24 protein-coding genes are annotated in these 26,908 nt (G+C 67.0%); 19 read left to right on the top strand and 5 right to left on the bottom strand.

Annotated elements, in window-relative coordinates; genetic code table 11:
- Nucleotides 1-130 precede the first annotated feature (130 nt).
- The 16 genes from rho to C8271_RS09185 all read left to right on the top strand — a co-directional run bounded on the left by rho (nt 131) and on the right by C8271_RS09185 (nt 14,981).
- Nucleotides 131-2,065: a transcription termination factor Rho gene (rho, locus tag C8271_RS09265; RefSeq protein WP_106507042.1), complete on the top strand. Its 1,935-nt coding sequence runs from the start codon at nt 131-133 to the stop codon at nt 2,063-2,065.
- Nucleotides 2,066-2,298: 233 nt separating this feature from the next.
- Complete coding sequence (rpmE, locus tag C8271_RS09260; RefSeq protein ID WP_106507041.1) at nt 2,299-2,511, top strand: 50S ribosomal protein L31; 213 nt, start codon at nt 2,299-2,301, stop codon at nt 2,509-2,511.
- 79 nt (nt 2,512-2,590) lie between these two features.
- Nucleotides 2,591-3,760 carry a peptide chain release factor 1 gene (prfA, locus tag C8271_RS09255; protein WP_106507040.1) on the top strand — a complete coding sequence of 390 codons (1,170 nt, stop codon included), beginning with the start codon at nt 2,591-2,593 and terminating at the stop codon, nt 3,758-3,760.
- Nucleotides 3,757-4,680: a peptide chain release factor N(5)-glutamine methyltransferase gene (prmC, locus tag C8271_RS09250; RefSeq protein WP_170957847.1), complete on the top strand. Its 924-nt coding sequence runs from the start codon at nt 3,757-3,759 to the stop codon at nt 4,678-4,680. The genes prfA and prmC overlap by 4 nt, the downstream gene beginning before the upstream one ends.
- A gap of 4 nt (nt 4,681-4,684) precedes the next feature.
- The gene (locus C8271_RS09245; protein WP_106507039.1) at nt 4,685-5,677 is read left to right on the top strand and encodes an L-threonylcarbamoyladenylate synthase; all 993 of its coding nucleotides are present in this window, start codon (nt 4,685-4,687) and stop codon (nt 5,675-5,677) included.
- A complete protein-coding gene (locus tag C8271_RS09240; RefSeq protein WP_106507038.1) occupies nt 5,674-6,834 on the top strand; it encodes a glycosyltransferase family 4 protein in 1,161 nt (386 codons plus the stop codon). The genes C8271_RS09245 and C8271_RS09240 overlap by 4 nt, the downstream gene beginning before the upstream one ends.
- The gene (locus C8271_RS09235) at nt 6,818-7,321 is read left to right on the top strand and encodes a Cg1360 family ATP-synthase-associated protein (protein WP_106507037.1); all 504 of its coding nucleotides are present in this window, start codon (nt 6,818-6,820) and stop codon (nt 7,319-7,321) included. The genes C8271_RS09240 and C8271_RS09235 overlap by 17 nt, the downstream gene beginning before the upstream one ends.
- Before the next feature lie 222 nt (nt 7,322-7,543).
- Complete coding sequence (gene atpB, locus C8271_RS09225) at nt 7,544-8,359, top strand: F0F1 ATP synthase subunit A (RefSeq protein ID WP_342751958.1); 816 nt, start codon at nt 7,544-7,546, stop codon at nt 8,357-8,359.
- Between the two features lie 86 nt (nt 8,360-8,445).
- Nucleotides 8,446-8,673, top strand: coding sequence for an ATP synthase F0 subunit C (gene atpE, locus C8271_RS09220; protein WP_425428208.1), 228 nt, complete (start codon nt 8,446-8,448; stop codon nt 8,671-8,673).
- A gap of 20 nt (nt 8,674-8,693) precedes the next feature.
- The gene (locus C8271_RS09215) at nt 8,694-9,233 is read left to right on the top strand and encodes a F0F1 ATP synthase subunit B (protein WP_106507033.1); all 540 of its coding nucleotides are present in this window, start codon (nt 8,694-8,696) and stop codon (nt 9,231-9,233) included.
- Between the two features lie 10 nt (nt 9,234-9,243).
- Nucleotides 9,244-10,059, top strand: coding sequence for a F0F1 ATP synthase subunit delta (locus tag C8271_RS09210; RefSeq protein WP_106507032.1), 816 nt, complete (start codon nt 9,244-9,246; stop codon nt 10,057-10,059).
- Between the two features lie 81 nt (nt 10,060-10,140).
- Nucleotides 10,141-11,763, top strand: a complete 1,623-nt coding sequence (gene atpA / locus C8271_RS09205) for a F0F1 ATP synthase subunit alpha (RefSeq protein WP_106507031.1) — start codon at nt 10,141-10,143, stop codon at nt 11,761-11,763.
- A gap of 70 nt (nt 11,764-11,833) precedes the next feature.
- Entirely contained in the window at nt 11,834-12,748 is a 915-nt protein-coding gene (locus tag C8271_RS09200) for a F0F1 ATP synthase subunit gamma (RefSeq protein ID WP_106507030.1), read from the top strand.
- Between the two features lie 52 nt (nt 12,749-12,800).
- A complete protein-coding gene (gene atpD / locus C8271_RS09195; protein ID WP_170957846.1) occupies nt 12,801-14,255 on the top strand; it encodes a F0F1 ATP synthase subunit beta in 1,455 nt (484 codons plus the stop codon).
- On the top strand, nt 14,252-14,527 hold the full coding sequence (locus C8271_RS09190; RefSeq protein ID WP_106507028.1) for a F0F1 ATP synthase subunit epsilon: 276 nt from the start codon (nt 14,252-14,254) through the stop codon (nt 14,525-14,527). Before atpD ends, C8271_RS09190 begins: the two co-directional genes overlap by 4 nt.
- 19 nt (nt 14,528-14,546) lie before the next feature.
- Nucleotides 14,547-14,981, top strand: a complete 435-nt coding sequence (locus tag C8271_RS09185) for a DUF2550 family protein (RefSeq protein WP_106507027.1) — start codon at nt 14,547-14,549, stop codon at nt 14,979-14,981.
- Nucleotides 14,982-15,023: 42 nt separating this feature from the next.
- Here C8271_RS09185 and nagA read toward each other — a convergent pair whose 3' ends face one another.
- Together nagA and nucS are read right to left on the bottom strand one after the other, a co-directional pair.
- Nucleotides 15,024-16,232: an N-acetylglucosamine-6-phosphate deacetylase gene (gene nagA, locus C8271_RS09180; RefSeq protein WP_106507026.1), complete on the bottom strand. Its 1,209-nt coding sequence runs from the start codon at nt 16,230-16,232 to the stop codon at nt 15,024-15,026.
- A gap of 42 nt (nt 16,233-16,274) precedes the next feature.
- Nucleotides 16,275-16,982 carry an endonuclease NucS gene (gene nucS, locus C8271_RS09175; RefSeq protein ID WP_106507025.1) on the bottom strand — a complete coding sequence of 236 codons (708 nt, stop codon included), beginning with the start codon at nt 16,980-16,982 and terminating at the stop codon, nt 16,275-16,277.
- A gap of 152 nt (nt 16,983-17,134) precedes the next feature.
- Here nucS and C8271_RS09170 point away from each other — a divergent pair, with 152 nt between their 5' ends.
- The 3 genes from C8271_RS09170 to C8271_RS09160 are packed head-to-tail and all read left to right on the top strand — an operon-like array spanning nt 17,135 to nt 20,127.
- On the top strand, nt 17,135-18,139 hold the full coding sequence (locus C8271_RS09170) for a hypothetical protein (protein ID WP_106507024.1): 1,005 nt from the start codon (nt 17,135-17,137) through the stop codon (nt 18,137-18,139).
- Nucleotides 18,136-19,179 carry a DUF8094 domain-containing protein gene (locus tag C8271_RS09165; RefSeq protein ID WP_106507023.1) on the top strand — a complete coding sequence of 348 codons (1,044 nt, stop codon included), beginning with the start codon at nt 18,136-18,138 and terminating at the stop codon, nt 19,177-19,179. Before C8271_RS09170 ends, C8271_RS09165 begins: the two co-directional genes overlap by 4 nt.
- 60 nt (nt 19,180-19,239) lie before the next feature.
- Complete coding sequence (locus C8271_RS09160) at nt 19,240-20,127, top strand: co-chaperone YbbN (RefSeq protein ID WP_106507022.1); 888 nt, start codon at nt 19,240-19,242, stop codon at nt 20,125-20,127.
- Between the two features lie 115 nt (nt 20,128-20,242).
- Here C8271_RS09160 and glgB read toward each other — a convergent pair whose 3' ends face one another.
- The 3 genes from glgB to glgX form a co-directional block, all read right to left on the bottom strand.
- Nucleotides 20,243-22,447: a 1,4-alpha-glucan branching protein GlgB gene (gene glgB / locus C8271_RS09155; protein ID WP_170957845.1), complete on the bottom strand. Its 2,205-nt coding sequence runs from the start codon at nt 22,445-22,447 to the stop codon at nt 20,243-20,245.
- Nucleotides 22,440-24,506 (bottom strand): alpha-1,4-glucan--maltose-1-phosphate maltosyltransferase, encoded by a 2,067-nt coding sequence (locus tag C8271_RS09150; RefSeq protein ID WP_106507021.1) that lies wholly within the window; start codon nt 24,504-24,506, stop codon nt 22,440-22,442. The genes glgB and C8271_RS09150 overlap by 8 nt, the downstream gene beginning before the upstream one ends.
- Before the next feature lie 89 nt (nt 24,507-24,595).
- Nucleotides 24,596-26,821, bottom strand: coding sequence for a glycogen debranching protein GlgX (glgX, locus tag C8271_RS09145; protein WP_106507020.1), 2,226 nt, complete (start codon nt 26,819-26,821; stop codon nt 24,596-24,598).
- Between the last annotated feature and the right edge of the window lie 87 nt (nt 26,822-26,908).

Raw genomic sequence — 26,908 nt, 5'->3', positions numbered from 1 at the left:
GCCCGCGTCAGAGCGCCCGTGGAGCGGGGCCGGCATGCTCTGTGCGGCTCCGGGATGCCATCCCACCGCCTACGCCGACATCACAGACCATCACGGGACCGGGCCACCGGTCCGACAGGAAGGAACCCGGGTGAACGATTCCACCCCGACGAGCGACACCTCGCTCGCATCCAAGAAGCTTCCCGAGCTGCAAGCGATCGCCTCCGGAATGGGCATCAAGGGCGTGCGCCGGTTGCGCAAGGGTGAGCTGATCGAGGCGATCAGCACCGGGCGCGCTCCGCAGCACAGCGGTGATACGCCACGCGACGGGCAGCGCAGTGGCGGCTCGGACGACCAGGCGCGCCGCAATGACTCCGTGACCGCTCGGCCCGACGACTCCGGACGCGACGCAGGCACTGCAACGGGACGCACCGAGGCGCCTCGCAACGAGACACGCCGCGACGACGCTGATCAGCAGCCGAAACAGGCCCGCTCGAACACTCCCGACCTGGGGATTCAGCTTCCTGACCGCAGCGGTCACGACCGAGATGCCCAGGGAGACGTACGCGGGACGAGCAGCGGACAGCGCGGCTCACGCCGCGAACGCCCCACGAGTGTGGACCAGATCGAACTGCCCGACCGCTCCGGATCCGAACAGCGCCGCCGCGAAGACGACGAGCGCTCCGAGCGTGGCGGTGAGCGGCAGAATCAGGGCTCCGACGGCTCCAGGCACGGAGGCGACGGCGATGACGAGCGCCGCGGCCGCGGCCGTTCCCGCAACCGCTCTCGTGACCGCAAACGCCGCGGCCGCAATGGCAATGGCGGCGACCAGGGCGGGAACTCACAGCACGGTGGCGACGAGGAGATCCGCGAGGGCGACGAGCTGGTGGCTGTCGCCGGCATCCTCGACATCCGCGACAACAACGCCTACGTGCGCACGACGGGCTACCTTCCCGGCCCCAGCGACGTGTACGTGAGTATGAACCAGGTGCGCCGCAACGGCTTGCGTAAGGGCGACGCCATCACCGGACAGGTGAAGGCGCCGCGCGAAGGCGAGGAACAGGCGCGCGAACAGGCCTTCCATTCCGGTGGAGGCCGCGGCCGCCGCGGACACAAGGGCGGCCAGGGGAAGTACGCCCCGCTTGTCCAGGTGGACACGATCAACGGGATGACGCCCGAGCGGGCCCGTCAGCGCGTGGACTTCACCAAGCTCACCCCGCTGTACCCCGATGAGCGACTGCGCCTGGAGACCTCGGCCACCAGCATTTCGCCGCGAGTGATCGACCTGGTCTCGCCGATCGGCAAGGGGCAGCGCGGGCTCATCGTGGCACCGCCGAAAGCCGGCAAGACGATCATCATGCAGCAGATCGCCAACGCGATCACCGCGAACAACCCCGAGGTGCACCTCATGGTGGTGCTCGTGGATGAGCGCCCCGAGGAAGTCACCGACATGCAGCGCACGGTGAAGGGCGAGGTGATCGCTTCGACCTTCGACCGTCCTGCCTCCGACCACACGATCGTGGCTGAGCTCGCGATCGAGCGCGCCAAGCGTCTGGTGGAGATGGGCCGTGACGTGGTCGTGCTGCTGGACTCGCTCACGCGCCTCTCGCGCGCCTACAACCTGGCCGCTCCGGCCTCTGGGCGCATCCTCTCCGGTGGCGTGGATGCCTCCGCGCTGTACCCGCCCAAGCGCTTCTTCGGCGCCGCCCGCAATATCGAGAACGGCGGATCCCTCACGATCCTCGCCTCCGCACTGGTGGAGACCGGCTCGAAGATGGACGAGGTCATCTTCGAGGAGTTCAAGGGCACCGGCAATATGGAGCTGCGCTTGTCGCGCTCGCTCGCCGACAAGCGCGTCTTCCCGGCCGTGGACGTCAACGCCTCCGGCACCCGGCGCGAAGAGGAGCTCATGGGTCGCGAGGAGCTCGCGATCATGTGGAAGCTGCGCCGCGTGCTGGGCTCGCTCGAGCAGCAGCAGGCGCTCGAGCTGCTGCTGGAGCGCATCAAGAAGACGCAGTCCAACACCGAGTTCCTCATGACAGTGCAGAAGAACACCCCGAGCGTGAACAGCCGACCCGCCGACTGACCCCGCCCAGCCCGTCGACCGCGATCGCCGCGCCCCAAGGACGCTGTCAGCCCCGGGGTTCGTATCCCCGTAAGCGGGTCTGTGGGACATAGCCTCGTTCACGACACAGATGTGTCCGGTGCCGCACGTCGTCGCCATAGCGGTAGGGCATTGGTCATGGCACACTTGTGGGTCGGTTCTGGTTCACGGCACGCACCGGCGCGCCGACCCAGCGACCCGACGAAGGAGACATCATGAAGGCCGACATTCATCCCGAATACAAGGAGACCCAGGTGACCTGCACCTGCGGCAACTCCTTCACCACACGCAGCACCAAGAGCGACGGTGTGATCAACACTGAGGTCTGCTCCGCGTGCCACCCGTTCTACACCGGCAAGCAGAAGATCCTCGACACCGGCGGCCGCGTGGCCCGGTTCGAGGCTCGCTACGGCAAGAAGAAGGCCTGAGACCTCTCCCCGACGCCGGCGCGCACCACACGGATGCGCGCCGGCGTCGTCGTCTTGACGGAAAGGGGAAGGCCACGCGATGAACCGTCCGGACCTGCACACCACGCAGGAAGAACGGGAAGGGCGCGGCGCCGAGATCGATGCGCTGCGCCGCGAGCACGATGATCTGCAGCGTGAGCTGGCAGACCCGTTACTGCATGAGGATCCCTCCCGTGCCCGTAGCGTCGCCCGCCGGCATGCCAGAGTCGAACGGATTCTGAACGCTGCCGATCGACTCGACACCCTGTCTGGCGACCTGCAGACGGCCCGAGAGCTCGCCGATGCCGACCCTGATTTCGCCGCTGAAGCGGAGCAGCTGACCGAGGCTGTTCAGGCGGCGCGCACCGAACTTGATGACCTGCTTGCCCCGCGTGATCCCGACGACGCTCGCGATGTGATTCTGGAGATCCGCGCGGGTGCCGGGGGAGAGGAATCCGCACTGTTCGCGGCGGAGATGCTCCGGATGTACCGCGCGTATGTGGAGTCGAAAGGCTGGCGTTGTGAGGTGCTCGATGCGAGCGAGTCGGATCTGGGCGGCCTGCGCGAAGTGACCTGCTCGGTGTCGTCCCGCGGCAGCGAGGACGAGGGCGTGTACGCCTTCCTCAAGCACGAGGCCGGCGTGCACCGGGTCCAGCGGGTTCCCGTCACCGAATCAGCGGGCCGCATTCACACCTCGGCTGTCGGCGTGCTGGTGCTCCCAGAAGCCGACGACACCGATGAATCAGAGCTCCTGACCGAGCAGCTGGCCCCCGCGAACCTGCGTATCGACGTGTTCCGCTCCTCCGGCCCCGGCGGGCAGAGCGTGAACACCACCGACTCCGCAGTGCGCATCACCCATCTGCCCACGGGCATTGTGGCTTCCTGCCAGGACCAGAAAAGCCAGCTGCAAAACCGCGAGCAAGCGTTGCGCATTCTGCGGGCACGCCTGCTGAATGCCCATCGGATCGAGCAGGAGGCGCAGGCCTCGCTAACGCGTCGGTCCCAGGTGCGCACCGTGGACCGTTCCGAGCGGGTGCGCACCTACAACTTCCCCGAGTCGCGTATCGCCGACCATCGCTCCGGCTACAAAGCGAACAACCTGCCGCAGGTTCTCGACGGTGCACTCGACGCGGTGATCGACTCCTGCCGCGAGCTCGAGCGTCGGCGTCGGCTGGAGGCTGCGCGCGCTGAAAGCACCGCGAGCCCGCAACGGGGCGAGGACCGGACATGACATGCGCGGACCACGTGGCGCCGGGCTGCCGCGACGCTGACCCGCAGCGGCGCCTGCGTCGCGCCCTGCAGCACACGGCACGCGTGCTGGCCGATGTTTCCGCGTCGCCGGCTGCCGAATCCCGGGCCCTGGTCACTGAAGCAGCCGAAGCCGAGGGACATCTGCTGCTGGTTGACAGCCTTCCCGATGATTTCGATGCCCGCCTGGCGCAGATGGTCTCTCGGCGCCTCCACCGCGAGCCGCTGCAGCTCATCCTGGGCCGTGCTCCGTTCCGTCGGCTCGAGCTGGCCGTCGAGCCCGGTGTGTTCATCCCGCGGCCGGAGACGGAGCTTCTCGTCGACCTGCTGCTGCAACAGATGCCCGATGCCGCACTCGTGGTGGATCTATGCACCGGTAGCGGCGCTGTGGCGGCAGCCGTTCTTGATGAACTGCCCGGTGCTCGTGTGATCGCCGTGGAGCGGGACCCGCACGCTGCGAACCTGGCGCGACGCAACCTGCACCGGATCGCGGGATCAGAACGGTGGGAGCTGCGCATCGCCGATGTGCGTGCCGAGGCTGAGCTCACCGACATCGACGGCGCCGATGCTGTGTTGTCGAACCCGCCCTACATTCCGCCGGGTGCGGTGCCACGCGAGGTGGAAGTGCGTGAGCACGACCCGGAGCGGGCCCTGTACGGCGGCGGCGAGGACGGACTCGAGGTACCCACCGCGGTGCTGGCCCGTGCTTCGACCATGCTCCGCCCCGGTGGGCTGCTCGCTGTGGAGCATGCCGATGTGCAGGGCGCGGCGATGCGTGAACTTACCCGGGCAACGGGTGCCTTCAACCGGGTGCGTACGGTGCGCGATCTCGCCGGCCGTGACCGCTTTGTCATGGCACACCGGCAGATGGACACGTCCGACCGGACGGAAGTGAGAGACTGACACGGTGAGCGTGCACGATACCCGAGACGATGACACCCGCGAGCAGGCCCTCGAGGCCGCGGTCGAGGCGGTCCGCGATGGCCGCCTGATTGTTCTCCCCACGGACACCGTGTATGGGATCGGGGCCGACGCGTTCGCCCCGGAGGCCGTGCAGGCCCTGCTGGATGCGAAAGGCCGCGGTCGTGACACCCCTCCGCCGGTGCTCGTCGGCGACCCTGCGGTGCTCATGGCTCTCGCCGTGGATGTGCCCGAGGTCGCCGAGCGTCTGGCCGAGGAGTTCTGGCCCGGGCCACTGACCCTGATTCTCACCGCGCAGCCATCATTGACCTGGGACCTCGGTGAGACCCGCGGCACGGTGGCCTTGCGGATGCCGGAGGATGAGGTCGCCCTCGAGCTGCTGCGCCGCACAGGCCCGCTGGCGGTCTCCAGTGCGAACCGGCACGGCCGGCCCGCAGCGCAGACCGTGCTGGATGCAGCGACCCAGCTGGGTGATGCCGTGGACGTGTACCTCGATGGCGGCACCACCGTCTTGGGCGCCTCCTCGACGATCATCGACATGACTGTGGACCCCCCGGAGATCGTGCGTGACGGTGCGCTCAGCCGGGAACGGATCATCGAGGTCCTGGGCGATATCTTCACACAGCCCGAACCGGAGGACGAGACCGCAGACCCTGAAGAAGACGCTGAGCACGCCACGGCCGACACCGCCGACGGGGACGCTTCTTGCACCGACTCCGCGCACGTCGAGCACGGCAATGCTGGCTCCTGCGGGGATGAGATCGGCGACCCTGACAGCACCCCCGGTGAGCGGACTGAGCCCGTCGGCTCGAACACCGGTACGGACAGCTCTGGCGCAGAGCACTCCGCGGGCGCACTGAACCTTCCGCGCGAGCCCGAGTTGCACGACCTCAGTGACTCCTCAGCCACTGCCATCGAGGAGTCCCCGCTCCAGGAGCCTTCTGCCCCGGACACCGCGCCCGGGGATCGCCCCTCGTGAGGGTCTATGTCTTCATCCTTCTGATCGCCGCGGCCGTCACCTACCTGACGACCCCGGCGGTCAGGCTTCTCGCGCGCCGCGCCGGCGCCATGACGGCCGTGCGCGAGCGCGATGTGCACGACTCCATCACGCCGCGGCTGGGCGGCGTCGCCATGCTCGCCGGCATCACCGCCGGCATGCTCATGGCGGCCCAGGTGCCGTTCCTCGAAGGACTGTTCACCCAGCCACGGGAGGCCTTCGGGGTCCTCGCTGCCGGTGCGCTGGTGTGTCTGCTCGGAGCGGCCGACGACAAGTGGGATCTGGACTGGACCACGAAGCTCGCCGGTCAAGTGCTCGCCGCCCTGCTCATGGCATGGCAGGGCGTGCAGCTGGTGTCGTTGCCGATCGGCGGTGTGACGTTGCTGTCCGCCCACACCTCGCTCGTGCTCACGGTTCTGGTGGTGGTCGTCTCGATGAACGCCGTGAACTTCGTCGATGGTCTCGACGGCCTCGCCGCTGGCGTGATGGCGATCGGCGGATCCGCCTTTTTCCTCTACGCGTATTCCCTGACCCGTAGCGCATCGACCACCGACTATTCCTCGCTCGCCGCTCTCGTCACCGCAGTGATGATCGGAGCATGCCTGGGTTTCCTCCCGCACAACCTGACTCGCGCTCGAATCTTCATGGGGGACTCCGGGTCGATGCTGCTCGGCCTCCTGCTCGCCGCGAGCACCATCACGGTCACTGGTCAGGTCGACCCCGCGCGGCTCTCCAGCGCAGATATCTTCGGGCAGTTCCTGCCGATTCTGTTGCCGCTGGGCGTGATGGTGGTGCCCTTCTTGGACTTCGCCCTCGCGGTCGTGCGGCGCATCGGCTCAGGTCGCTCGCCCTTCCACGCCGACCGCATGCATCTGCACCACCGCCTGTTGCGGCTGGGCCACTCGAAAGCCGGGGCTGTGCTGATCATCTACGTGTGGACGATCGTGGTCTGCGTCGGCCTGCTGTTGCCGCTGGTGGTCAAGCCCTGGGCTGTGATGCTGTTCTGGGCGGGCGGCCTGCTGGCTGCACTTGTGCTCACCATCGATCCACTGCACTGGCACACCCGTCGCACAGAGCGCGGCCACCGACGCCCAGCCCCCGTGACCCCCGTCGAGGAGAGCCATGACATCCACTCCTGATCACTCGGTCCGTTCCGGTGAGCCTGATGTGACGGCGCGCGTCACGCCCGCTGATCGCGGCATGATTCGTGCCGCCGGTGCGGCCGTGGTGCTGTCCGCAGTGCTGGGGCTGGTCGTCGTCGTGGTCGCGGCTGCAACGGCCGACGGTCCCGCGGTCACCGGCGCCGTGATCGGCACCGCACTCGGGCTCGTCGTGACGATCCCCACATTCGTCACGACGCTGCTCGCGCCGCGTGTGAGCCCACTTCTTGCTGCCGCCATCATGCTCGGCGGCTGGTTGGCCAAGATGGCGCTCGTGGTCATTGTTCTGCTGGTCATTCGGAACAGCCCCAGTGTCGCCGTGACCTGGCTCGCCGCCGCGCTGCTGATCGGTGCTCTTGCAGGCGTGGCCCTTGAGACGGTGCTCTTCTCGCGCCTGCGTCAGCCCGTGCAGATCTCGTCGGATCAGGCCGACGAGGGACTGTCGTCCCCGAGAAGCAGGCCCTGAACTTTTGGTATGCTCGCGAAGGCGCCAGAGGCCCGCACAGGTGCGTTCGTCGGTCTCACACCACGGACCCCGGGTGAGCCGCAGGCGCTGATCCTGACCACCGAGCAGCCGGGTGTGAACCGGGCTCTGCGATGGAGCGTGGCCCCACCCCGTCGCGCCGGACATCAGGGTCCTCACTTGCCGGATGAGTCCGCTGCCCGGCAGCGGGCGTGAGCACGGGAGATCGAGCTGAACACCGCCGACGCCACGACGCTTCTCCTCGCCGAAGGCGACTCCTTCTTCCACGTTCCCACGCTCGAGGAGTTCTTCCCGGCCCCCATCCTGTTCGAGGGCACCTTCTTCGAGTTCAACCGAATTCAGCTCGTGCGCCTGGTGATCATGGCGGCGGTGCTGATCTTCATGTGCGTGGTCGCCTCACGAGCGCGGCTGGTGCCTGGCCGTGTGCAGAGCTCCGTCGAACTGCTCATCGACTTCGTGGACAAGCAGATCGTGGTCAACACCCTGGGTGAGAAGGACGGCAAACGCTTCGCGCCCTGGCTGATCATGATCTTCTTCCTGATCCTCACCATGAACCTCGGCTTCATGGTGCCGGGTCTGAACATGTCTGGCACTGCCGTGATCGGCATTCCGCTTCTCCTCGCGCTCGCAACCTTCGTGATCTACGTCGTCTCCGGCATCCGCGAGCACGGGGTTGGTGGCTATCTGCGCAACCAGACGATGCCTCCCGGCGTTCCCGGCATCATGTATGTGCTGCTGGTCCCGATCGAGCTGCTGCAGGTGCTGGTCGTGCGGTGGGCCTCGCTGACGATCCGTCTTCTGGCGAACATGGTCGGTGGTCACCTGATCATCGCTGTGCTGATCGGACTCACTCACGCACTGGTGATCTCGCTGAACTGGCTGATGGCGGTCTCACCCTTCGCGATCGCCCTGAGCCTTGGCGTCTTCGCCTTCAAGATCTTCGTCGCCGCCCTGCAGGCCTTCATCTTCACCATCCTCTCGGCCGTCTACATCCAGATGGCTATCGCCGACGAGCACTGAGCCCGTCTGTTCCCAGCCCCCCGACCCCTCACTCTGATCCGCCGTCCGCCCGGTCGGCACAACGAAAGGAAACCCCTGTGGACCCGATGCTCCTCTCCGCCATCGACGGCAACATCGCCTCCGTGGGCTTCGGCCTGGCGACCATCGGCCCCGGCATCGGCCTGGGCATCCTCGTCGGCAAGACCGCTGAGGCGCAGGCCCGTCAGCCGGAGATCCGCGCTCAGCTCCAGACCACGATGCTGATCGGTGCCGGCTTCGTCGAGTTCCTCGCCCTGCTCGCCATCGTCTTCGGCTTCGTCCTCGCCTTCATCTGATCCCCCTCCCAGGAGCCTCCATGTATCTCGCAGAAGGAGCCACCCCCGGCTGGCGGCTGTTCGTGCCGTACGTGCCGGAGATCTTCTGGTCGGCGATCTTCGTCGCGATCTTCGCCATCGTGTTCATCAAGTTCGTTCTGCCCCGGCTGAACGCTGTGCTGGATGAGCGCGCCGAGAAGATCGAGGGCGGTCTGGCGCAGGCCGAGCAGGCTCGTCAGGAAGCTGATCGACTGCGTGCCGACCACGAGTCCCAGATCGCAGCAGCTCGCCAGGAGGCAGCCCAGATCCGCGAGAAGGCACGCCAGGACGGTACTGCCATCATCGACGCCGCCCGTGCTCGGGCGGAAGCCGAGTCCGAGCGCGTCCTCGCGACCGGTCGTCAGCAGTTGAACGCCGAGCGGGTTGCCGCCTCGGCCCAGTTGCGCGGTGAAGTGGGTGGCCTGGCCAGCGAGCTCGCCTCGAAGATCGTGGGGGAGTCCCTCACCGATGATGAGCGCTCCCGCCGCGTGATCGACCGGTTCCTGGACGACCTCGAGTCGACCCAGACCGCGACCCGATAAAGGACCCGTGATGCGAGGCACCTCCTCCACTTCCCTGCACGACGTGCTCGACCGTGCTCGGACGTCCTTCGACGCCGAGACCGGTTCGCTCGAGCCCGTTGCCGAGCAGCTGTTCGCCGTGGCGGATGCGATCGACAGCAGCAACCAGCTGGTGCGGTTGCTGTCCGATTCTGGCCGCCCTGCCGACGTCCGCGAACAGACCGTGCGCAGCCTGTTCAGCTCACGCGTGAGCAGCACCGTGCTCGCGGCTGTGACGGATGTGGTGCGCAGCCGGTGGAGTGAGCAGCCTGATCTGCTGGACGCCATCGAACTCGTCGGAGTGAGCGCACTGCTCGCTCAAGCCGAGCGTGAGAACGTCCTGGAGCAGGTCGAGGAGGAACTGTTCGCAACCGGCCGCCTGATCGAGGACAGCGGAGACCTGAACCGCGCTCTGGGCGACCGACGGGCCGCCCCCGAGCGACGTGCAGGCGCTCTCGACGCGGTGCTGAGCGCCCGCGTGCATCGCCTCACGCTCGCCCTGACCCACCGGGCGGTGCAGCGCACCGGCGATCTCGCCCCGGCACGCCGCGTCCACGGCTTTGCCGAGTTCGCCTCACGCCGCCGCCAGCGCAGCATGGCTGTTGTCCAGTCGGCGCGGCCACTGGATGACGGACAGCAGGCGCGCCTGGCATCCATCCTCACCCGGATCTACGGCCGTGCCGTCGCCATGAACTGCACGGTGGATCCGTCGGTGATCGGTGGACTTCGGGTCCAAGTCGGCGACGACCTCTACGACGCCACCGTTCTGGCGCGGCTCGCCCGTGCCAAGGACCAGCTGGCGTCCTGACCCCCGGCGCCGCTGACGGCGCCACCTGCAGACGAGTACCCATCCCACGCCTGGGAGACCGAGAGGAAGCGAAGCACAGCGATGGCCGAGCTCATGATCAGTCCGGAGGAGATCCGGAACGCCCTGGACACCGCCGTGTCCACCTACCAGTCCGGGAACACCGAGCGCGAGGAGATCGGCCGCGTCACGGAGTCCGCCGACGGCATTGCACGCGTCGAGGGCCTGCCCGACGTCATGGCCAACGAGCTTGTGCGCTTCGAGGACGGAACCCTGGGTCTTGCCCTGAACCTTGACCTGCGTGAGATCGGCGTCGTGGTGCTCGGCGAGTTCAACGGCATCGAAGAGGGCCAGGAGGTCCGCCGCACCGGCGAGGTGCTGTCGATCCCCGTGGGCGATGGTTACCTCGGTCGCGTCGTGGATCCGACCGGTGCTCCGATCGACGGCCTGGGCGAGATCGCCACGGAAAGCCGCCGCGCTCTCGAGCTGCAGGCGCCCTCCGTGATGCAGCGCAAGAGCGTCAAGGAGCCGTTGCAGACCGGCATCAAGGCCATCGACGCGATGACACCGATCGGTCGCGGCCAGCGCCAGCTGATCATCGGTGACCGCCAGACCGGCAAGACCGCCATCGCGATCGACACGATCTTGAATCAGAAGGCCAACTGGGAGTCCGGTGATCCGGACAAGCAGGTCCGCTGCATCTACGTTGCCGTCGGCCAGAAGGGTTCCACCATCGCTTCTGTGCGCGGTGCGCTCGAGGAGAACGGCGCGCTGGAGTACACCACGATCGTGGCTGCGCCCGCCTCGGATCCGGCAGGCTTCAAGTACATTGCGCCCTACGCCGGATCGGCGATCGGCCAGCACTGGATGTATCAGGGCAAGCATGTCCTGATCATCTTCGACGACCTGTCCAAGCAGGCTGAGGCGTACCGCGCCGTCTCGCTGCTGCTGCGCCGCCCGCCGGGCCGCGAGGCCTACCCCGGTGACGTCTTCTACCTGCACTCCCGCCTGCTGGAGCGCTGCGCGAAGCTGTCGGATGAGATGGGTGGCGGCTCCATGACGGGCCTTCCGATCATCGAGACGAAGGCGAATGACGTCTCCGCGTACATCCCCACGAACGTCATCTCCATCACCGACGGACAGTGCTTCCTCCAGTCGGACCTGTTCAACGCGAACCAGCGCCCGGCGGTCGACGTCGGCATCTCGGTCTCGCGCGTGGGCGGTTCGGCACAGATCAAGGCGATGAAGTCGGTCTCCGGCACGCTGAAGATCTCGCTGGCCCAGTACCGCGACCTGGAATCTTTCGCCATGTTCGCCTCGGACCTCGATGCCGCATCCAAGCAGCAGCTCAACCGCGGTGCTCGGCTGATGGAGCTGCTCAAGCAGGCGCAGTACTCGCCGTTCCCCGTGGAGGAGCAGGTCGTGTCGATCTGGGCGGGCACCACCGGCAAGTTCGATGACATCGCCGTGGAAGACGTGCGCGATTTCGAGGGCCAGCTCCTCGAGCATCTGCGCCACAACGGCAACGTGCTGCAGGCGATCCGCGAGTCCAAGAAGTTTGAGAAAGACACGGAGGAGGAGCTCACTCGCATCCTCGCCGAGGTCAAGAAGAACTTCCTTGCCGGGGAGGATAAGGAGCCCTACAGCGAGGTCGACGACACCCTGAAGGTGGAGGACATCGAGCAGGAGACGATCGTCCGAGGCTGAGGCCATGCCGTCGGTCGTACCAGGTGGCGACCGACGGCCGACCAGCCACTGACGCCGGACGAGGAGAGCAATGGGAGCGCAGCAGAGGGTTTACAAGAAGAAGATCCGGTCCGCCCAGGGCATGAAGAAGATCTTCAAGGCCCAGGAGATGATCGCCGCCGCCCGCATCACCAAGGCGCATGCGCGCGTGCGTGCCACGACGCCGTACGCGGATGCGATTACGCGCGCTGTGGGCTCGGTGGCCACGCACTCCGAGGAGCTTGACCACCCGTTCCTCGCCGAGGACCGCACTCTCACCAACCGTGTGGGCGTTCTGCTGATCACGTCTGACCGCGGCATGGCGGGCTCCTACTCCCCGAACGCGATCCGCGAGGCGGAGGAGCTTCGCAATCTGCTCACAGAGCAGGGCAAGGAGCCTGTTCTGTACGTCGTAGGACGCAAGGGCGACTCCTACTACCGCTTCCGTGGCACCGTGCCGCAGCAGTCGTGGACGCCCTACAAGGAGGAGGAGCTCCCGTCACTCGGACGCGAGATCGCCTCCATCGTGACCGCGGACCTGACGGATGACGATCCGACCCGTCACATCGATGAGCTGTATGTCGTGGGCACGCGATTCCTCTCCCGTTTCCAGCAGAAGTCGACCGTCGCGCGCCTTGTGCCGGTCGGGGTCGTCGACGCGGAACCGGGTGAAGCCAAGCCCGTCTACCCGCTCTACTCCTTCCATCCTGACCCGGAGACGGTGATGGAGGAGCTCATGCCCCGATACCTCGAGGCACGGATCATCAACATCCTGCTGCAGTCGATGGCGTCCGAGCACGCTTCGCGCCAGCGGGCCATGAAGACCGCCACCGACAACGCGGAGACGCAGATCAGGAAGTTCACGCGCCTGGCCAACTCTGCGCGGCAGGCGGAGATCACGCAGGAGATCACCGAGATCGTCGGCGGCGCCGACGCCCTCGCCGGAACCGGCCGCACCGAACGCTGAGACCTCGCCGCGAGCGCCTCGTGCGCCGGCCCGACCCATGGAGAGAAGCCACATGACCACCACAGCCCCCGCTGAGACCGCCACCGCGACCGGCCGCGTCGCCCGCGTCACCGGCGCCGTCGTCGATATCGAGTTTCCCCCGGGACAGATCCCGGACCTCTACAACGCCCTGACCACGCAGATCAGTGAGAAGGCGGGTCTCGAGCTCGCGACGCTGACGCTCGAGACCGCCCAGCACCTGGGTGACGGCATGGTGCGCGCCATCGCGCTGAAGCCCACCGACGGTCTTGTGCGTGGCCAGGCCGTGGTGGACACCGGTGCTCCGATCTCCGTGCCGGTGGGCGATGCGACGCTCGGCACCGTGTTCGACGTCACCGGTGCTCCGCTGAACAAGTCGGTCTCTGACATGACCATCACCGAGCGCTGGCCCATCCATCGCACGGCCCCGCACTTCGACCAGCTCGAGTCGAAGACCACCATGTTCGAGACCGGCATCAAGTCGATCGACCTGCTCACTCCGTACGTGCAGGGCGGCAAGATCGGCCTGTTCGGCGGCGCTGGTGTGGGCAAGACCGTGCTCATCCAGGAGATGATCTACCGCGTGGCCAACAACCACGACGGCGTCTCCGTGTTCGCTGGCGTGGGCGAGCGCACTCGTGAGGGCTGGGACCTCATTGAAGAGATGACGGAGTCCGGCGTGATCGAGAAGACCGCGCTGGTGTTCGGCCAGATGGACGAGCCGCCGGGTACCCGTCTGCGCGTGGCGCTGTCCGCGCTGACCATGGCGGAGTACTTCCGTGATGTGCAGTCCCAGGACGTGCTTCTGTTCATCGACAACATCTTCCGCTTCACCCAGGCGGGATCCGAGGTGTCGACCCTGCTGGGCCGTATGCCGTCGGCCGTGGGCTATCAGCCGAACCTGGCCGATGAGATGGGTGTGCTGCAGGAACGCATCACCTCCACCCGCGGCCACTCGATCACGTCGATGCAGGCGATCTACGTGCCGGCCGATGACTACACCGACCCGGCCCCGGCGACGACCTTCGCGCACCTCGACGCGACCACGGAGCTCTCCCGCGAGATCGCTTCGCGCGGTCTGTACCCGGCGATCGATCCGCTGAGCTCCACCTCGCGCATCCTTGACCCGCGCTACATCGGCCAGGAACACTACGACACCGCAATGCGCGTGAAGCAGATCCTCCAGCGCAACAAGGAGCTGCAGGACATCATCGCGATGCTCGGCGTGGACGAACTGTCCGAGGAGGACAAGGTGACGGTGGCGCGTGCCCGTCGTATCCAGCAGTTCCTCTCCCAGAACACACATATCGCCAAGCAGTTCACCGGCGTGGACGGCTCCGATGTGCCGCTGCGCGACACGATCGAGGGCTTCAAGGGCATCTGTGATGGCGAGTTCGACCACATCGCCGAGCAGGCGTTCTTCAACGTGGGCGGCATCGACATGGTGCTGGAGAACTGGCATCGGATCCAGAAGGAGCTCGGCGAGTGAGCACGCTCGAGGTCAGCTTCGTCACCGCCGATCGCACGGTGTGGACCGGCAAGGCGTCACGGGTCATCGTTCCGGCCATCGACGGATCGATGGGTATCCTTCCGCAGATGCAGCCCACGCTCGCGATCCTCGATCGCGGCATCGTGCGCATCATCGCCGAAGACGGCGACGTGATGCAGCGTGACGTCGTGGGCGGTTTCGTATCCGTGGATCATGACATCGTGACGATCGGTGTCGATGAGGCGGTGCAGGTCGACGCGAACCGAGCCTGACCCCAGGTAAGCTCCCGATATGCAGAACCCAAGCATCCCGATCACCATGCTGGTGGTCGGGATGCTTGCTGCCGGGGTTCTTCTCATTGTGCTCGTCGTGCGTGCTGGCGTCGTCGCCCGCCACAGCGGCTCGTTCAGCTGCACATTGCAGCGCCGGACCCTGCGCGGCACGGTGTGGCAGCACGGCATGATGCGCTTCGGCACAGACCGCTTGCGCTGGTTTCACGGGCTGTCCCTGCGTCTGGCGCCCTCAGTGCTGATATTCCGACGAGACATCCTGGCGCTTAACCGTGAGCCGTTGCCGACGCACGGCGAGGACGACTCGTGCCTAGTCGAGTTCTGCCTGCGTGACGGCACGATCATGCGTGCCGTGGTCGACGGCCCGTCAGGGGCGGCTCTGAACGCATGGCTGGAAGCTGCGCCGACCGGTCTGGTGATCGGCGACGCGGACTGACTCTCGATGCCCTCAGACCCGCGCTGTCACAGCTGCGCCTCCTCAGGAGACGGTGATGCCACCGCGCAGTACCTCGTGGACCTGCAGGTCGTGGTCGGTGAGCACCAGATCGGCGCGCAGACCCGCGGTGATCGAGCCGATCCGATCGTCCATGCCGAGCATCTGCGCCGGTACGGCGGAGGCGGCACGCACAGCTGGCACGAGGTCGATCCCGGAGCGCTGCACGCAGCAGCGCACGACATCGATCAGATGTGCCGTCCCGCCGGCGATCGCCCCACCATCGGTGAGGGTGGCAACGCCATCGCTGACCGTCACCTCCAGGGAGCCGAGCGAATACTGGCCGTCGGCCATCCCTGCAGCAGCCATCGCATCGGTGACCAGCAGCACACGATCTTCGGCAGCGACGGCGAAGACGTGGGCCACAGTGCGTGGATCCAGGTGTACGCCATCAGCGATGAGCTCCACCAGGAGATCTCCGCGGGCCGCCGCGTCGAGGGCGGCGAGCGCTGGCCCGGGATCGCGGTGATGCACGGGGCGCATGCCGTTGAACAGGTGTGTCGCTGTGGGCAGCGTGGAGCGTGAACGGTGCTGGCGCAGTGCGCGAGCGGAGGCGTCGATGGCTGCGCTCATCTGCTCGGAACTACAGTCGGTATGGCCGAGCGATGGCACAGCACCGCTGGTGGCGAGCGCCTCGATGACCTGATCGGCATCCTCGGTCTCCGGGGCGACGGTCATAGTGACGAGGGCTCCGCCGGCGAGCTCGGCGAGCTCTCGCACCAGGGCGGCGTCACCACCGGTGATGTGCGTTGGGTTCTGCGCCCCTTTGCGAGCGGCAGAGATGAACGGACCCTCGAGGTGTACGCCGACGATGTCGCCGCTATCGGCCAGGCTACGCAGGTCACGAACACGGTCCCGGAGCGTCTGCGCGGATGCGGTCACCAGTGACGCGACGAGCGACGTCGTGCCTGCCCGGCGATGCTCGCGTACCGCGGTCATCATCTCCTCGGCAGTGGATGCATCGGGGAACGACGCGCCTCCGCCGCCGTGGCAGTGCACATCCACGAGACCGGGCAGGATCAGCCCGTCATGGTTCCGGGTCGATGTGGCCCGGTGCTCGGGGGCGTGCGCAACGGGGCCGGCCCAGGTGATCTGTTCCCCGGCGATCAGCACGAGCGCATCGGGCACGACTTGGCGGGGCAGAACAGCGGTGCCGCGCAGGGCGAGGTCAACGGGGAGGGCGACGGTGCTCATGATGGATCCTCTCAGCGGGTCGTGCCAGCGGAAGCGGCGCGCTCAGAACAGGCGAGCTTCGGCATCGTCGATGCCACGCAGGGCGTCGTAGTCGAGAGTCACGCAGGTGATCCCGCGGTCGGCGGCGAGAACCTTTGCCTGCGGCTTGATCACCTGCGCAGCGAAGATGCCGCGCACCGGGCTCAGCAGCGGATCGCGGTTGAGCAGCTCGAGGTAGCGGGTCAGCTGCTCGACCCCATCGATCTCGCCGCGGCGTTTGATCTCGACGGCCACCGACTGGCCGGCCGCATCGCGCGCGAGAATGTCCACCGGCCCGATGGCAGTTGCGTACTCGCGACGCACCAGCGTCCAGCCCTCGCCGAGCGTCTCAATGTTCTGTGCGAGAAGCGCCTGCAGGTGCGCCTCGACGCCATCCTTCACCAGGCCAGGGTCCGAGCCGAGTTCATGGGCGGAGTCCTCCAGCACCTCGTGCAAGCGAACGCGCAGGCGGTCTCCGCTCTTGTCATGGGTCACGTCCCACTGTTCGATCCAGTCGCTGCTCTCATCGCGAGCGGCTTCCTCGGCGCTGCGGGTGGTGGTGCGCAGCGTGCACGGTGGGCTCATCCAGTTCAAGGGCTTGTAGCTGCCGCCGTCAGAGTGGACCAGCACGGATCCGTCGGCCTTGACGATCAGCAGGCGAGGCGCGAGTGGCAGATGGGCTGTGAGCCGACCCGTGTAGTCGACGGAGCAGCGGGCAACGACAAGACGCACCCTGACACCTTAGTCCACGCCTGAGGGGAGATACCGGGTCTGGAGGTGCGCGTGCTCACGATCCGGTGCCTGAGACACGTCGGCCCCGTATCGTGTAGAGCTCGTGAACCACTCGGGTGCGAACCCGACCCCTGACCGGAGGAGACTGACCTGTGAAGCGGATCATCGCCCTCGTCCTCGTCCTGCTGGGCGCGGCGGGATTGATCCTCGGGCGTCTGGGGGAGACCACGTGGGCCCCGGACACCGAGCGGACTGCGACCGTGCAGCTGAAAGAGCCTGGCTCTGCCGTGATCATTGATCCGGGTGTGCTGTATGTGGGCGGCACTGAAGGCACCGCGACGATCACCGCGGATGGTGATGTCTCCCTGATCACCGCGAGCAACGACGACATCACCGCGTATCTGGGCGGCGCCCACCATACGCGGATCACGGGGCTCAGTGACTGGCAGACTCTGACGACGGAGGATGTCAACGCCTCGGGTGAGGCGGAGATACCGGATCCAGTCTCGTCGGATCTCTGGCGTTCCGTGGAGACCACAGCGAGTCCCGCAACGATCGACGTGGCCGACTTCCACCGCGCTGAGACCGAGACGGCACCGCAGCCGTTCCGCGCGATCCTCCTGGTCACGGATGGCACTGCGCCAGGGGCCACAAGCGTGTCCATCACCTGGCCCGTCGATGCTCGCAACGAATGGGTGCCCTACGCCTATGCCGCGGGCGCCGCTGTGGCTGTCATCGGATTTGTGCTGCTGGTCGTCTCACTCAGCTCCGGCCGTCGACGCGACGAGGAGGATGAGGCTGAACTGCACGATACGGACCAGGCGTCGGTTGACGCAGATGCCGTCGAGATGAATGACGCAGACGCCATTGCAGGCCGTGAGGCCGATATCACCGAGCCGGAGCACGGTGACGCCGTCGCGGATCATGACGGCGACTCCACCGAGCAGGCTAGCGCCGGCGTCGGCCCGGTCGTCAACACTGACATCGCTGAAACCGATAGCACTGACGCGCGAACCGAGGATGAGCACTTCGGTGATGCCTGGTCCGTGGTCGACTCCGATGCGATCGCACCCGTGAGCACCGGGGAAGAGCGTCCCCATCGTCACCGGGGCGAGCCGATCGAGCAGCGCGAGGATCCTGAGGAGAACGACCGATGAGCGCACAGTATTTGCCCCGCCGCACCGTGCTCGCCTCTGCCGGTGCGATCGGCGTCGGGGGGCTCTTGGCGGCGTGCTCCTCGGAACCTGAGGCTCCATCGGCTCCTCCGACGGGCCCCGCATTGGAGGCGCCCACGCCTGTCGCCTACGACGAACAACTCGAGCCGGTCATCTCGCAGATCCATGATGCTGTCGCGGAGGCAGACAAGGCGCGCGACGCCAAGAAGCTTGCGCCGCGCGTGACCGGCTCGGCGCTCGAGTTCCGCACGAAGAACTACGAGATGATCGCGAAGGTTCCCGAATGGGCGGATCATCTGAAGACCCCGTCGGCTGACCTCATGCTGCCGATCACCTCGGTGGGCGCCGAGTTCCCGCGCGTGGCGATCGCGCTGGTGGCCGACTCTTCGGATAGCGGCGTCCCCTTCTTCGTGGCTCTGCAGCAGGCCGACGCCCGCTCCCCGTATGTCACGTGGGGGTGGGCGCAGCAGGCCGTCGGCGTGGAGATGCCCGCGGTGGAGGACCAGGCCGTTGGTTCCGAGCCCGTGGCGTACGAGCAGGACGGCCTCGTGATGACGCCGAAGGCGGCGCTCGAGCTGTACGCGAAGGTGCTGTCCGACGGTGACGCCGCCGATCCCGACGACAAGCTGGCCCCGAATCCACTCCAGACAGAGAAACACCAGAACATCGGCCAGGAGCGCAAGGAGCTGAACGCGGGCGTCGAGTGGGACGAGGTTGCCACGATCAAGGAGCGCTTCACGGTCAAGGAGGGCGAGTTCCTGGGGCTGCGCACCAACGACGGCGGTGCCCTCGTGATGGCCACGCTCATGTCCACCCGCACCGTGACCGTGAAGGAGGGTGCCTCGATGAGCTATGGGGAGGACAATGTGTACACGAAGCTGGTTGGCCGCAAGAAGTTCACGAAGTCCTTCGTGCGTGAGTTCGGCACCGTGGTGGCCCTCCACATCCCGGCGGCAGAGGCCGGTGGTCAGGTGCAACCCATTGGCGCCACGATGTCAGTACTGGGCGCGAGTGGTTCCTGAGCCCCACGGCCTGTTTACACTGATCGCGCCCGAGCAGAATCCGTCGAAGGAGTATCGACCGTGAGCGACCCGTACGGCGTCATCGATCTCGCCTCCCTTAAGCAGCCGGCTGCCGATGCCCCGGGCTCCAGTGGAACCGCGAGCGAGTATGAGGTCGCGGTGACCGAGCAGGGGCTCGAACAGCTCATCGCGGACTCGCAGACACTGCCGACCCTGCTCGTGGTGACGAGCTCCCGTGTGCCCGAGGGTGAGACCTTCCTGAGCGATCTGCGCCAGGCAGTGGACGCCAAGGGCGGAGCCGTGCGCCTTGCCGTGGTGGATGCCGACGCGCAGCCGCGTGTGGCAGGTGCGCTGCGTGTGCAGCAGCTGCCCACGGTCATGCTTCTCATGCTCGGTCAGGTGCAGCCGATCGCCCAGTCGGTGCTCCCGCCTGCCGAGATCACGGCTCTGCTCGACCAGATCCTGCAACTCGCCCAGCAGCAGGGGCTAACGCCTCCCGATGCCGACACCGACGCTGCCGATGAGCCGGAGCCGTTGCCGCCGCTGCTGCAGGAGGCCATGGCGGCAGTCGAGGCCGGAGATCTCGACGCAGCTGTGGAGAAATTCGAGCAGCAGCTGCAGCAGGCGCCCGCCGATGCAGAAGCGAAGGCTGGGCTCGCCACGGTTCAGCTCATGCGACGTACCCGCAATGCTGACCCGAACGCTGTGCGGGAAGCCGCCGCACAGAACCCGACGGACCTGCATGCACAGCTGACCGCAGCGGATCTGGACATGATGGGCGGCCACGTCGAGGACGCCTTCTCTCGTCTGCTTGACCTGTTGCGCGGAGCTGACCCGGAGACGAAGGATGCGGTACGCGCACGCCTGCTTGAGCTGTTCGAGATCGCTGGCGCGCAGGACCCGCGTGTGGCCAAGGCGCGCAAGCGACTGGCGAACCTGCTGTACTGACTGCACGGATACGCCACTGCGGCACGGTCACCGGCCGCGATGACACGCCACAGGACGCGGCCCGGGCACCACGATCGGTGCCCGGGCCGCGTTCTTGGTGGATCAGCGGATCAGGTCACGCCTCGGGGCTCAGCACCACAGCACCGAGCGGCGGCACCGAGAGCCGCACGGAATGATCACGGCCGTGGGACGGCAGTGCCTCCGCGTGTACAGCCCCCAGATTCCCGACGCCGCTGCCGCCATAGACCGTCGCATCGGTGTTGAGATGCTCGACCCACGTGCCGCCCTGCGGCAGCGGGATCCGCACGTCGTGCCAGGGCTGCGGGGAGAAGTTCACCACCACGGCCACCGGGTTCCCAGCCCGGTCTCGCCGCAGGAACGCAATCGTGTTGCGCTCGGCGTCGTCCCCGATCAGCCACTCGAAACCTGCCGGGTCCTGATCTAGTTCGTACAGCGCTGGCGTCGACCGCTGCAGGGCGTTGAGGTCCTTGACCAGCTGCTGGGCCCCGCGATGCAGCGGGTACTCCACCAGCCACCAGGGCAGGCCAGCCTGCTCGGACCATTCGGTGCCCTGCGCGAACTCGCTGCCCATGAACAGCAGCTGCTTGCCCGGGTGAGTCCACTGGAAGGCCAGGTAGGCGCGCAGCGTTGCTGCCTGCTGCCAGTCATCGCCCGGCGCCTTGCGTAGCAGTGACCCCTTGCCGTGCACGACTTCGTCGTGGCTGATCGGCAGCACGAAGTTCTCCGAGTACTGGTAGACCATCGAGAAGGTCAGCTCGCCGTGGTGGTACTGGCGGTGGATCGGGTCTTCGCCGATGTACTCGAGGGTGTCGTGCATCCAGCCCATGTTCCACTTGAAGCCAAACCCGAGTCCGTCGGCATCCGTTGGTCGCGTCACGCCGGGGAATGACGTCGACTCCTCGGCAATCATGACGATGCCGGGAGCCCGTTTATACGCGGTGGCGTTCGCCTCCTGCAGGAAACTGATCGCATCCAGGTTCTCGCGGCCGCCGAACTCATTGGGAAGCCACTCGCCATCCTTGCGCGAGTAGTCCAAGTAGAGCATGGAGGCCACCGCGTCCACGCGCAGCCCATCGACGTGAAACTCTTCGAGCCAGTAGCAGGCATTGGCCACCAGGAAGTTGCGCACCTCGCGCCGGCCGACGTCGAAGATGTACGTGCCCCAGTCCGGGTGCTCACCCCGGCGCGGATCCGCATGCTCGTACAGGGGGGTGCCGTCGAAGCGGGCCAGTGCCCATTCGTCCTTGGGGAAGTGGGCGGGCACCCAGTCCATGATCACGCCGATGCCAGCGCGGTGCAGCGCATCGATCAGGGCGCGCAGCTCATCGGGCGTGCCCAGACGCGACGTCGGAGCGTAGTAGCCGGTCACCTGGTAGCCCCAGGATCCGCCGAAGGGGTGCTCCGCCAGCGGCATGAACTCCACGTGGGTGAATCCCATATCCGTCACGTACTCGACGAGCTCGGTGGCGAGCTCCCGGTAGCCCAGGCCGGGTCGCCAGCTGGGCAGATGCACTTCGTACACCGACATCGCAGAGGCGAGTGCATCGCGGCCCGCGCGCTCAGCCAGCCAGGCGTCATCGCCCCACTCGTAGTCGCTGCCGGTGACGATCGAGCCGGTGGCCGGCGGCACCTCGGCGCGGCGCGCCATGGGGTCCGCCTTCTCACGCCACACGCCGTCAGCGCCCAAGATGCGGAACTTGTACACGTCGCCGTCGGCGACGCCGGGGATGAACAGCTCCCACACCCCGGAGGAGCCCAGCGAACGCATGGCATGGCAGCGGCCGTTCCAGGTGTTGACGTCACCGATCACCTGCACCGCACGCGCATTGGGCGCCCACACAGCGAACGATGCGCCCGCGACGCCATCGACGGTGCGCAGGTGCGCGCCCAGCGCGTTCCACAGCTCCTCGTGGCGGCCCTCCCGGATCAGATGCAGATCCAGATCGCCCAGTGTGGGCAGGAACCGGTATGGGTCCTCAACAACGACAGGATCAGCGCCCTCAGTCCACGTCACGCGCAGGCGGTAGGACGCCAGATTCGCGACCGGCAGCGTGGTCACCCAGATGCCGTTGTGCTCATGCTCCATCGCCGTTGCGGCGGCATCGGGGGTGATCACCTCGACGGCGTGCGCCATCGGCGCGAGCGCGCGGACCGTCACCCCGTCGTCGTAGTGGTGCACGCCGAGCACAGAGTGGGGATCGTGGTAGCTGCCGGTCGAGGCGGCACCGATCTCATGGTCGCTCAGAGGCATCGGCCGCGGGGAGCGTGGAGCGGGGACTGTCGGGGGGATCTCAGGCATCTCGGGCCTCCTCTGGGTGGATGACCCGCAGCACGTGCGCCGGGCGCTCGGCCGCGGAGAGGATGACGAAGGGATTCGCATCCCAGGTGAACCGCTCACCGCTCAACAGATCCTCCACCTCGAACGGTCCGGACACGCCGAGCGCGCCCAGATCGAGGTGCAGGGTGGTCCATGCGTCGCGATCGTGCTCGGTCACACTCGCGACGATCACGGTGTCCGCCGCGCCTGTGGGGCTGCTTGCGGCATCGAGGTGCTTGGAGAACACGAGCACCTGGGGGTCGTCGGCGTCATGGAAGCGGATCGTGGTGAGGGTCTGCAGCGCGGGATGCTCGCGGCGAATCCGGTTCAGGTCCGTCAGCAGAGGCTGGAGGCTGCGGCCCTGGTCGAGTGCTCCGGCGAAGTCGCGAGGCTTGTACTCGTACTTCTCGTTGTCGATCTGCTCCTGCGCACCGGGCCGCGGCACGTCCTCCACCAGTTCGTACCCGGAGTAGATACCCCAGGTCGGCACGAGGGTAGCGGCGAGGATCGCACGCAGACGGAACGCTCGCTCGCCACCACTGGTCATGAAGGGGGTGAGGATGTCGTGTGTGGTGGGCCAGAAGCTGGGGCGCATGTACGGCGCCGCCTCGACCAGCTCCTCCATGTACTCCCGCAGCTCGTCGGGGCTGTGGCGCCATGTGAAGTACGTGTAGGACTGGTGGAAGCCCACCTTGCCCAGCGTGTGCATCATCGTGGGGCGGGTGAAGGCCTCCGCCAGGAAGATCACCTCGGGGTGCGTGCGGTCGAACTCCGCCAGCAGCTCCTCCCAGAACCGCACCGGTTTCGTATGCGGGTTGTCGACGCGGAACAGGGTCACGCCATGCTCGACCCACAGCTCGAGCATGTCGCGGATCGCCGCATACAGGCCCTCATAATCGTTCTCGAAGCTCAGCGGGTAGATGTCCTGGTACTTCTTCGGCGGGTTCTCCGCATAGGCGATGGTGCCGTCGGGGCGGATGTGGAACCACTCCGGATGCTCCCGTACCCACGGATGATCCGGCGAGCACTGCAGGGCGATGTCCATCGCCACCTCGAGCCCCAGCTCGCGGGCGCGAGCGACGAAGGCATCGAAGTCCGCCATCGTGCCCAAATCGGGGTGGATCACGTCATGCCCGCCGTCGGCGGACCCGATCGCGTACGGGGAGCCGGGATCGCCAGGCTGCGGTTCCAGCGTGTTGTTGCGGCCCTTGCGGAAGGTGGAGCCGATCGGATGGATCGGCGTGAGGTAGGCGACGTCGAAGCCCATCTCGGCCACACGGTCGAGCTCCTGGGCGGCGGTGCGCAGGGTGCCGGAGACCCAGCCCCCATGCTCGGGGTCGAAACGCGCACCGGTCGAGCGGGGGAAGAACTCGTACCACGATCCGTACAGCGCGCGTTCGCGATGCACCACCAGGGGGTGCGGTCCGCTGACGGTCACACCGGAGCGCAGCGGGCGTCGGTCGAGGATCCCACGGATATCAGCGGCCAGCGCCGGGGCGGTGCGCGCGGCGGGGGAGAGGGACGCATCGTGGAGGGCGTCGATCGCGGCGCGCAGCACCGGTCTGTCATGCTCCGGTCGTGTGCCAGCGGCGATCTCATCCAGGGCACGCTGCAGCACGATCGCGCCCTCTGCGGCGACCAGTTCGACATCGATGCCTGCCGGGATCTTCACGTCGGCCACATGCGTCCACGTGTCGTACGGCGAATCGAAGGCCTCGATCGAGAAGGCCCAGTGGCCGGGACTATCCGGGCGGATCTGCGCCTCCCAGAGGTCGAGCCCCGGGTTGCTGCTGCGCATCCGCAGGGTACTGGTGGCGCCGTCGGGATCGGTCAGCAGAACCTGGACGCCCATGGCGTCATGCCCTTCGCGGAAAGCATTGGCTCGCACGCGCACTGTTTCGCCGGTGACGCAGGAGGTGGGGAATCGACCGCCGTCGACGACGGGCTGCACATCCATGATCGGGATCCGTCCGACCCCTTGGTCGATCCGGGCGACGTCGGAGCGGGCGTCGCCGTGATGGGACACGATCGGCTCGGGCATGGTGTCTCCTGCCTGCTCGGGAGCGGAGTGAGGTCTCTCAGCCGGGCCACGGCCCTTGGGACGGACCCGTCCGGAAGCGCCGTGCAGCATCAGCCTACGTCCTTGGACACCTCAATCCCGAGGACGATCACGCTTCCCGCGGGCATCGTCAGCTGATCGCTGCTGAGCGGCTCAGATGGGGCCGCGGATGGGACCTCCAGGGTGCTGTCGAACAGCACGCGGGTGATGCCGTGCGGCCAGGGCGCTGTGGGCAGGCGGACGGTGGTGTCGTTCTCCTCGCCGGACAGCAGCACGTACAGGTGCGTGCAACCGTCGGCGTCAGGAATGCCGGGGCGGAGCATGCCCAGCACATGCTGGGAGGCGTTCATCCAGTCGTCGTGGTCCATCACGGCTCCGTCGGGGCGGAACCACGCGACCTGGCCGGGATCCAGAGCCGACGGGTCAGCCGGGCGCAGGAAGTGCGGGGAGCGCAGCTGGGGATGGGCGCGTCGCAGCGTGGTCAATGCGCGCACCACCGAGGCAAGCGCCACGCCATGCTCATCATGCTCCCAGTCCACCCACGAGATCTCGTTGTCCTGGCAGTAAGCGTTGTTGTTGCCCCGCTGACTGCGATGGAACTCATCGCCAGCGGTGAGCATCGGTGTGCCTGAAGCGAGCAGCAGCGTGGCGAGCACAGCGCGGGTGGTACGGCGACGGTGAGCCAGGATCGCCTGACCCTCGGCGCTGTTGGGGTCCACCTCTCCCTCATGGCCGTGATTCCAGGACCGATTATTTGAGGTTCCGTCGCGGTTGTCTTCGCCGTTGGCCTGATTCCGCTTTGACTCGTAAGTCGCCAGGTCGGCCAGGGTGAAGCCGTCATGGGCCGTGACGTAGTTGATCGACGCCCACGGTGAGCGCAGGCTTCGCCCCGCAGGAAGGCCGACGGGGTCGTTCCGGGTGAGCACGTCACTGGAGGCCGCCAAGCGCGTGGCGAGATCGCGCACGCCGCCGATCGCCTGCGTGCCGCTGCGCTGTCGCTCGGCGCGGTCGGCGAACCAGAAGGAGCGCACGTCGTCACGGAAGGCGTCGTTCCACTCCGCGAACGGCGCCGGGAAAGAGCCCGTCTGCCAACCGCCCGTACCAACATCCCAGGGTTCAGCAATGAGCTTGACCCCGCGCAGCACCGGGTCCGTGATCATGGCGCGCAGCAGCGGATGATCCGGTCGGAACCCGTGGTCGTCCCGCCCGAGGGTGGCGGCCAGATCGAAGCGGAAACCGTCCACGTGTACGTCCTGCACCCAGTAGCGCAGTGAGGCGAGGATCAGGTCGATCACGTGCACCGAGCGGGTGTCGAGGGATCCGCCTGTGCCGGTGACGTCATGGAACTCGCCCTGATGCATGCGGTAGTACTCGTGAGCGTCCAGGCCACGCAGACTCAGTGACGGACCATCGGCGCCGCCCTCCGCAGTGTGGTTGTAGACCACGTCGAGGATCACTTCGAGGCCCGCGGCGTGCAGGGCACGGACCATCGTCTTGACCTCGTCGAGCACCGCCTGCGCTCCCGCGTTCTGAGCGGCCGCGGTGGCGTAGGCAGGATTCGGTGCGAAGAAACTGAGCGTGGAGTAGCCCCAGTAGTTGGTCAGACCCATTCGGGTCAGGTGAGCCTCGTCCATCATCGCGTGGATCGGCAACAGCTCCACGGACGTCACGCCAAGATCCCGCAGGTGGTCGAGCACCCGAGGATGCGTGAGCCCGAGGTAGGTGCCTCGATGCTCTGGCGGCACGGCTGGGTGCAGACGCGTGTACCCCTTCACGTGCAGTTCGTACAGCACGGTCTCGTCCCAGTCGACCAGCGGCCGCAGGTCCTGTTGCCAGTCGAAAGGGTTGTGGGTGACCACGGACCACACCGCTTCGGGACCGCTGTCGACATCGCAGCGCAGCGGCGTCGGCCCGACCTGGTGCAGCATCGAATCCACCTGCATCGGGAAGAACGAGCTCATCAGCGCTGAGGAATGGGAGACGCCGCGTGCATACGGGTCCAGCAGAAGCTTCGCCGGATTGGCGAACAGTCCACGCGCGGGATCCCACTCTCCGTGCACGCGCAGCCCGTACTCGGTGCCCGGCAGCATTCCGGTGACGTCGTCCCAGCGCAGACCGCCGTCAAAGTGCCGCAGCCGTTGCCGCTGTTCCGTTCCGCCCCGCCGCACGCACAGGTCCACGGCACCGGCGCGTGGAGCAGCCACGGCGAACGTTCCATTGCCCTGGGCGTCGACGACGAGTCCCGGGGACGTGGGGGCGACGGGCGGGGTGGCGCGGTCGTATCGATCGGGAAGCACTCGCGCATTCTCGCAGAATCGCCGCTGTATCCTGGCCAGCGGCTGATTCGTCCGGCGCACTGCACAGGGAGTCAGCGCTCGAGCGCC

Source organism: Brachybacterium timonense (assembly GCF_900258505.1).
Taxonomy (GTDB): Bacteria; Actinomycetota; Actinomycetes; order Actinomycetales; family Dermabacteraceae; genus Brachybacterium; species Brachybacterium timonense.
The sequence above is the reverse complement of the archived record's forward strand: the minus strand, read 5'-3'. Positions and strand labels throughout refer to the sequence as shown.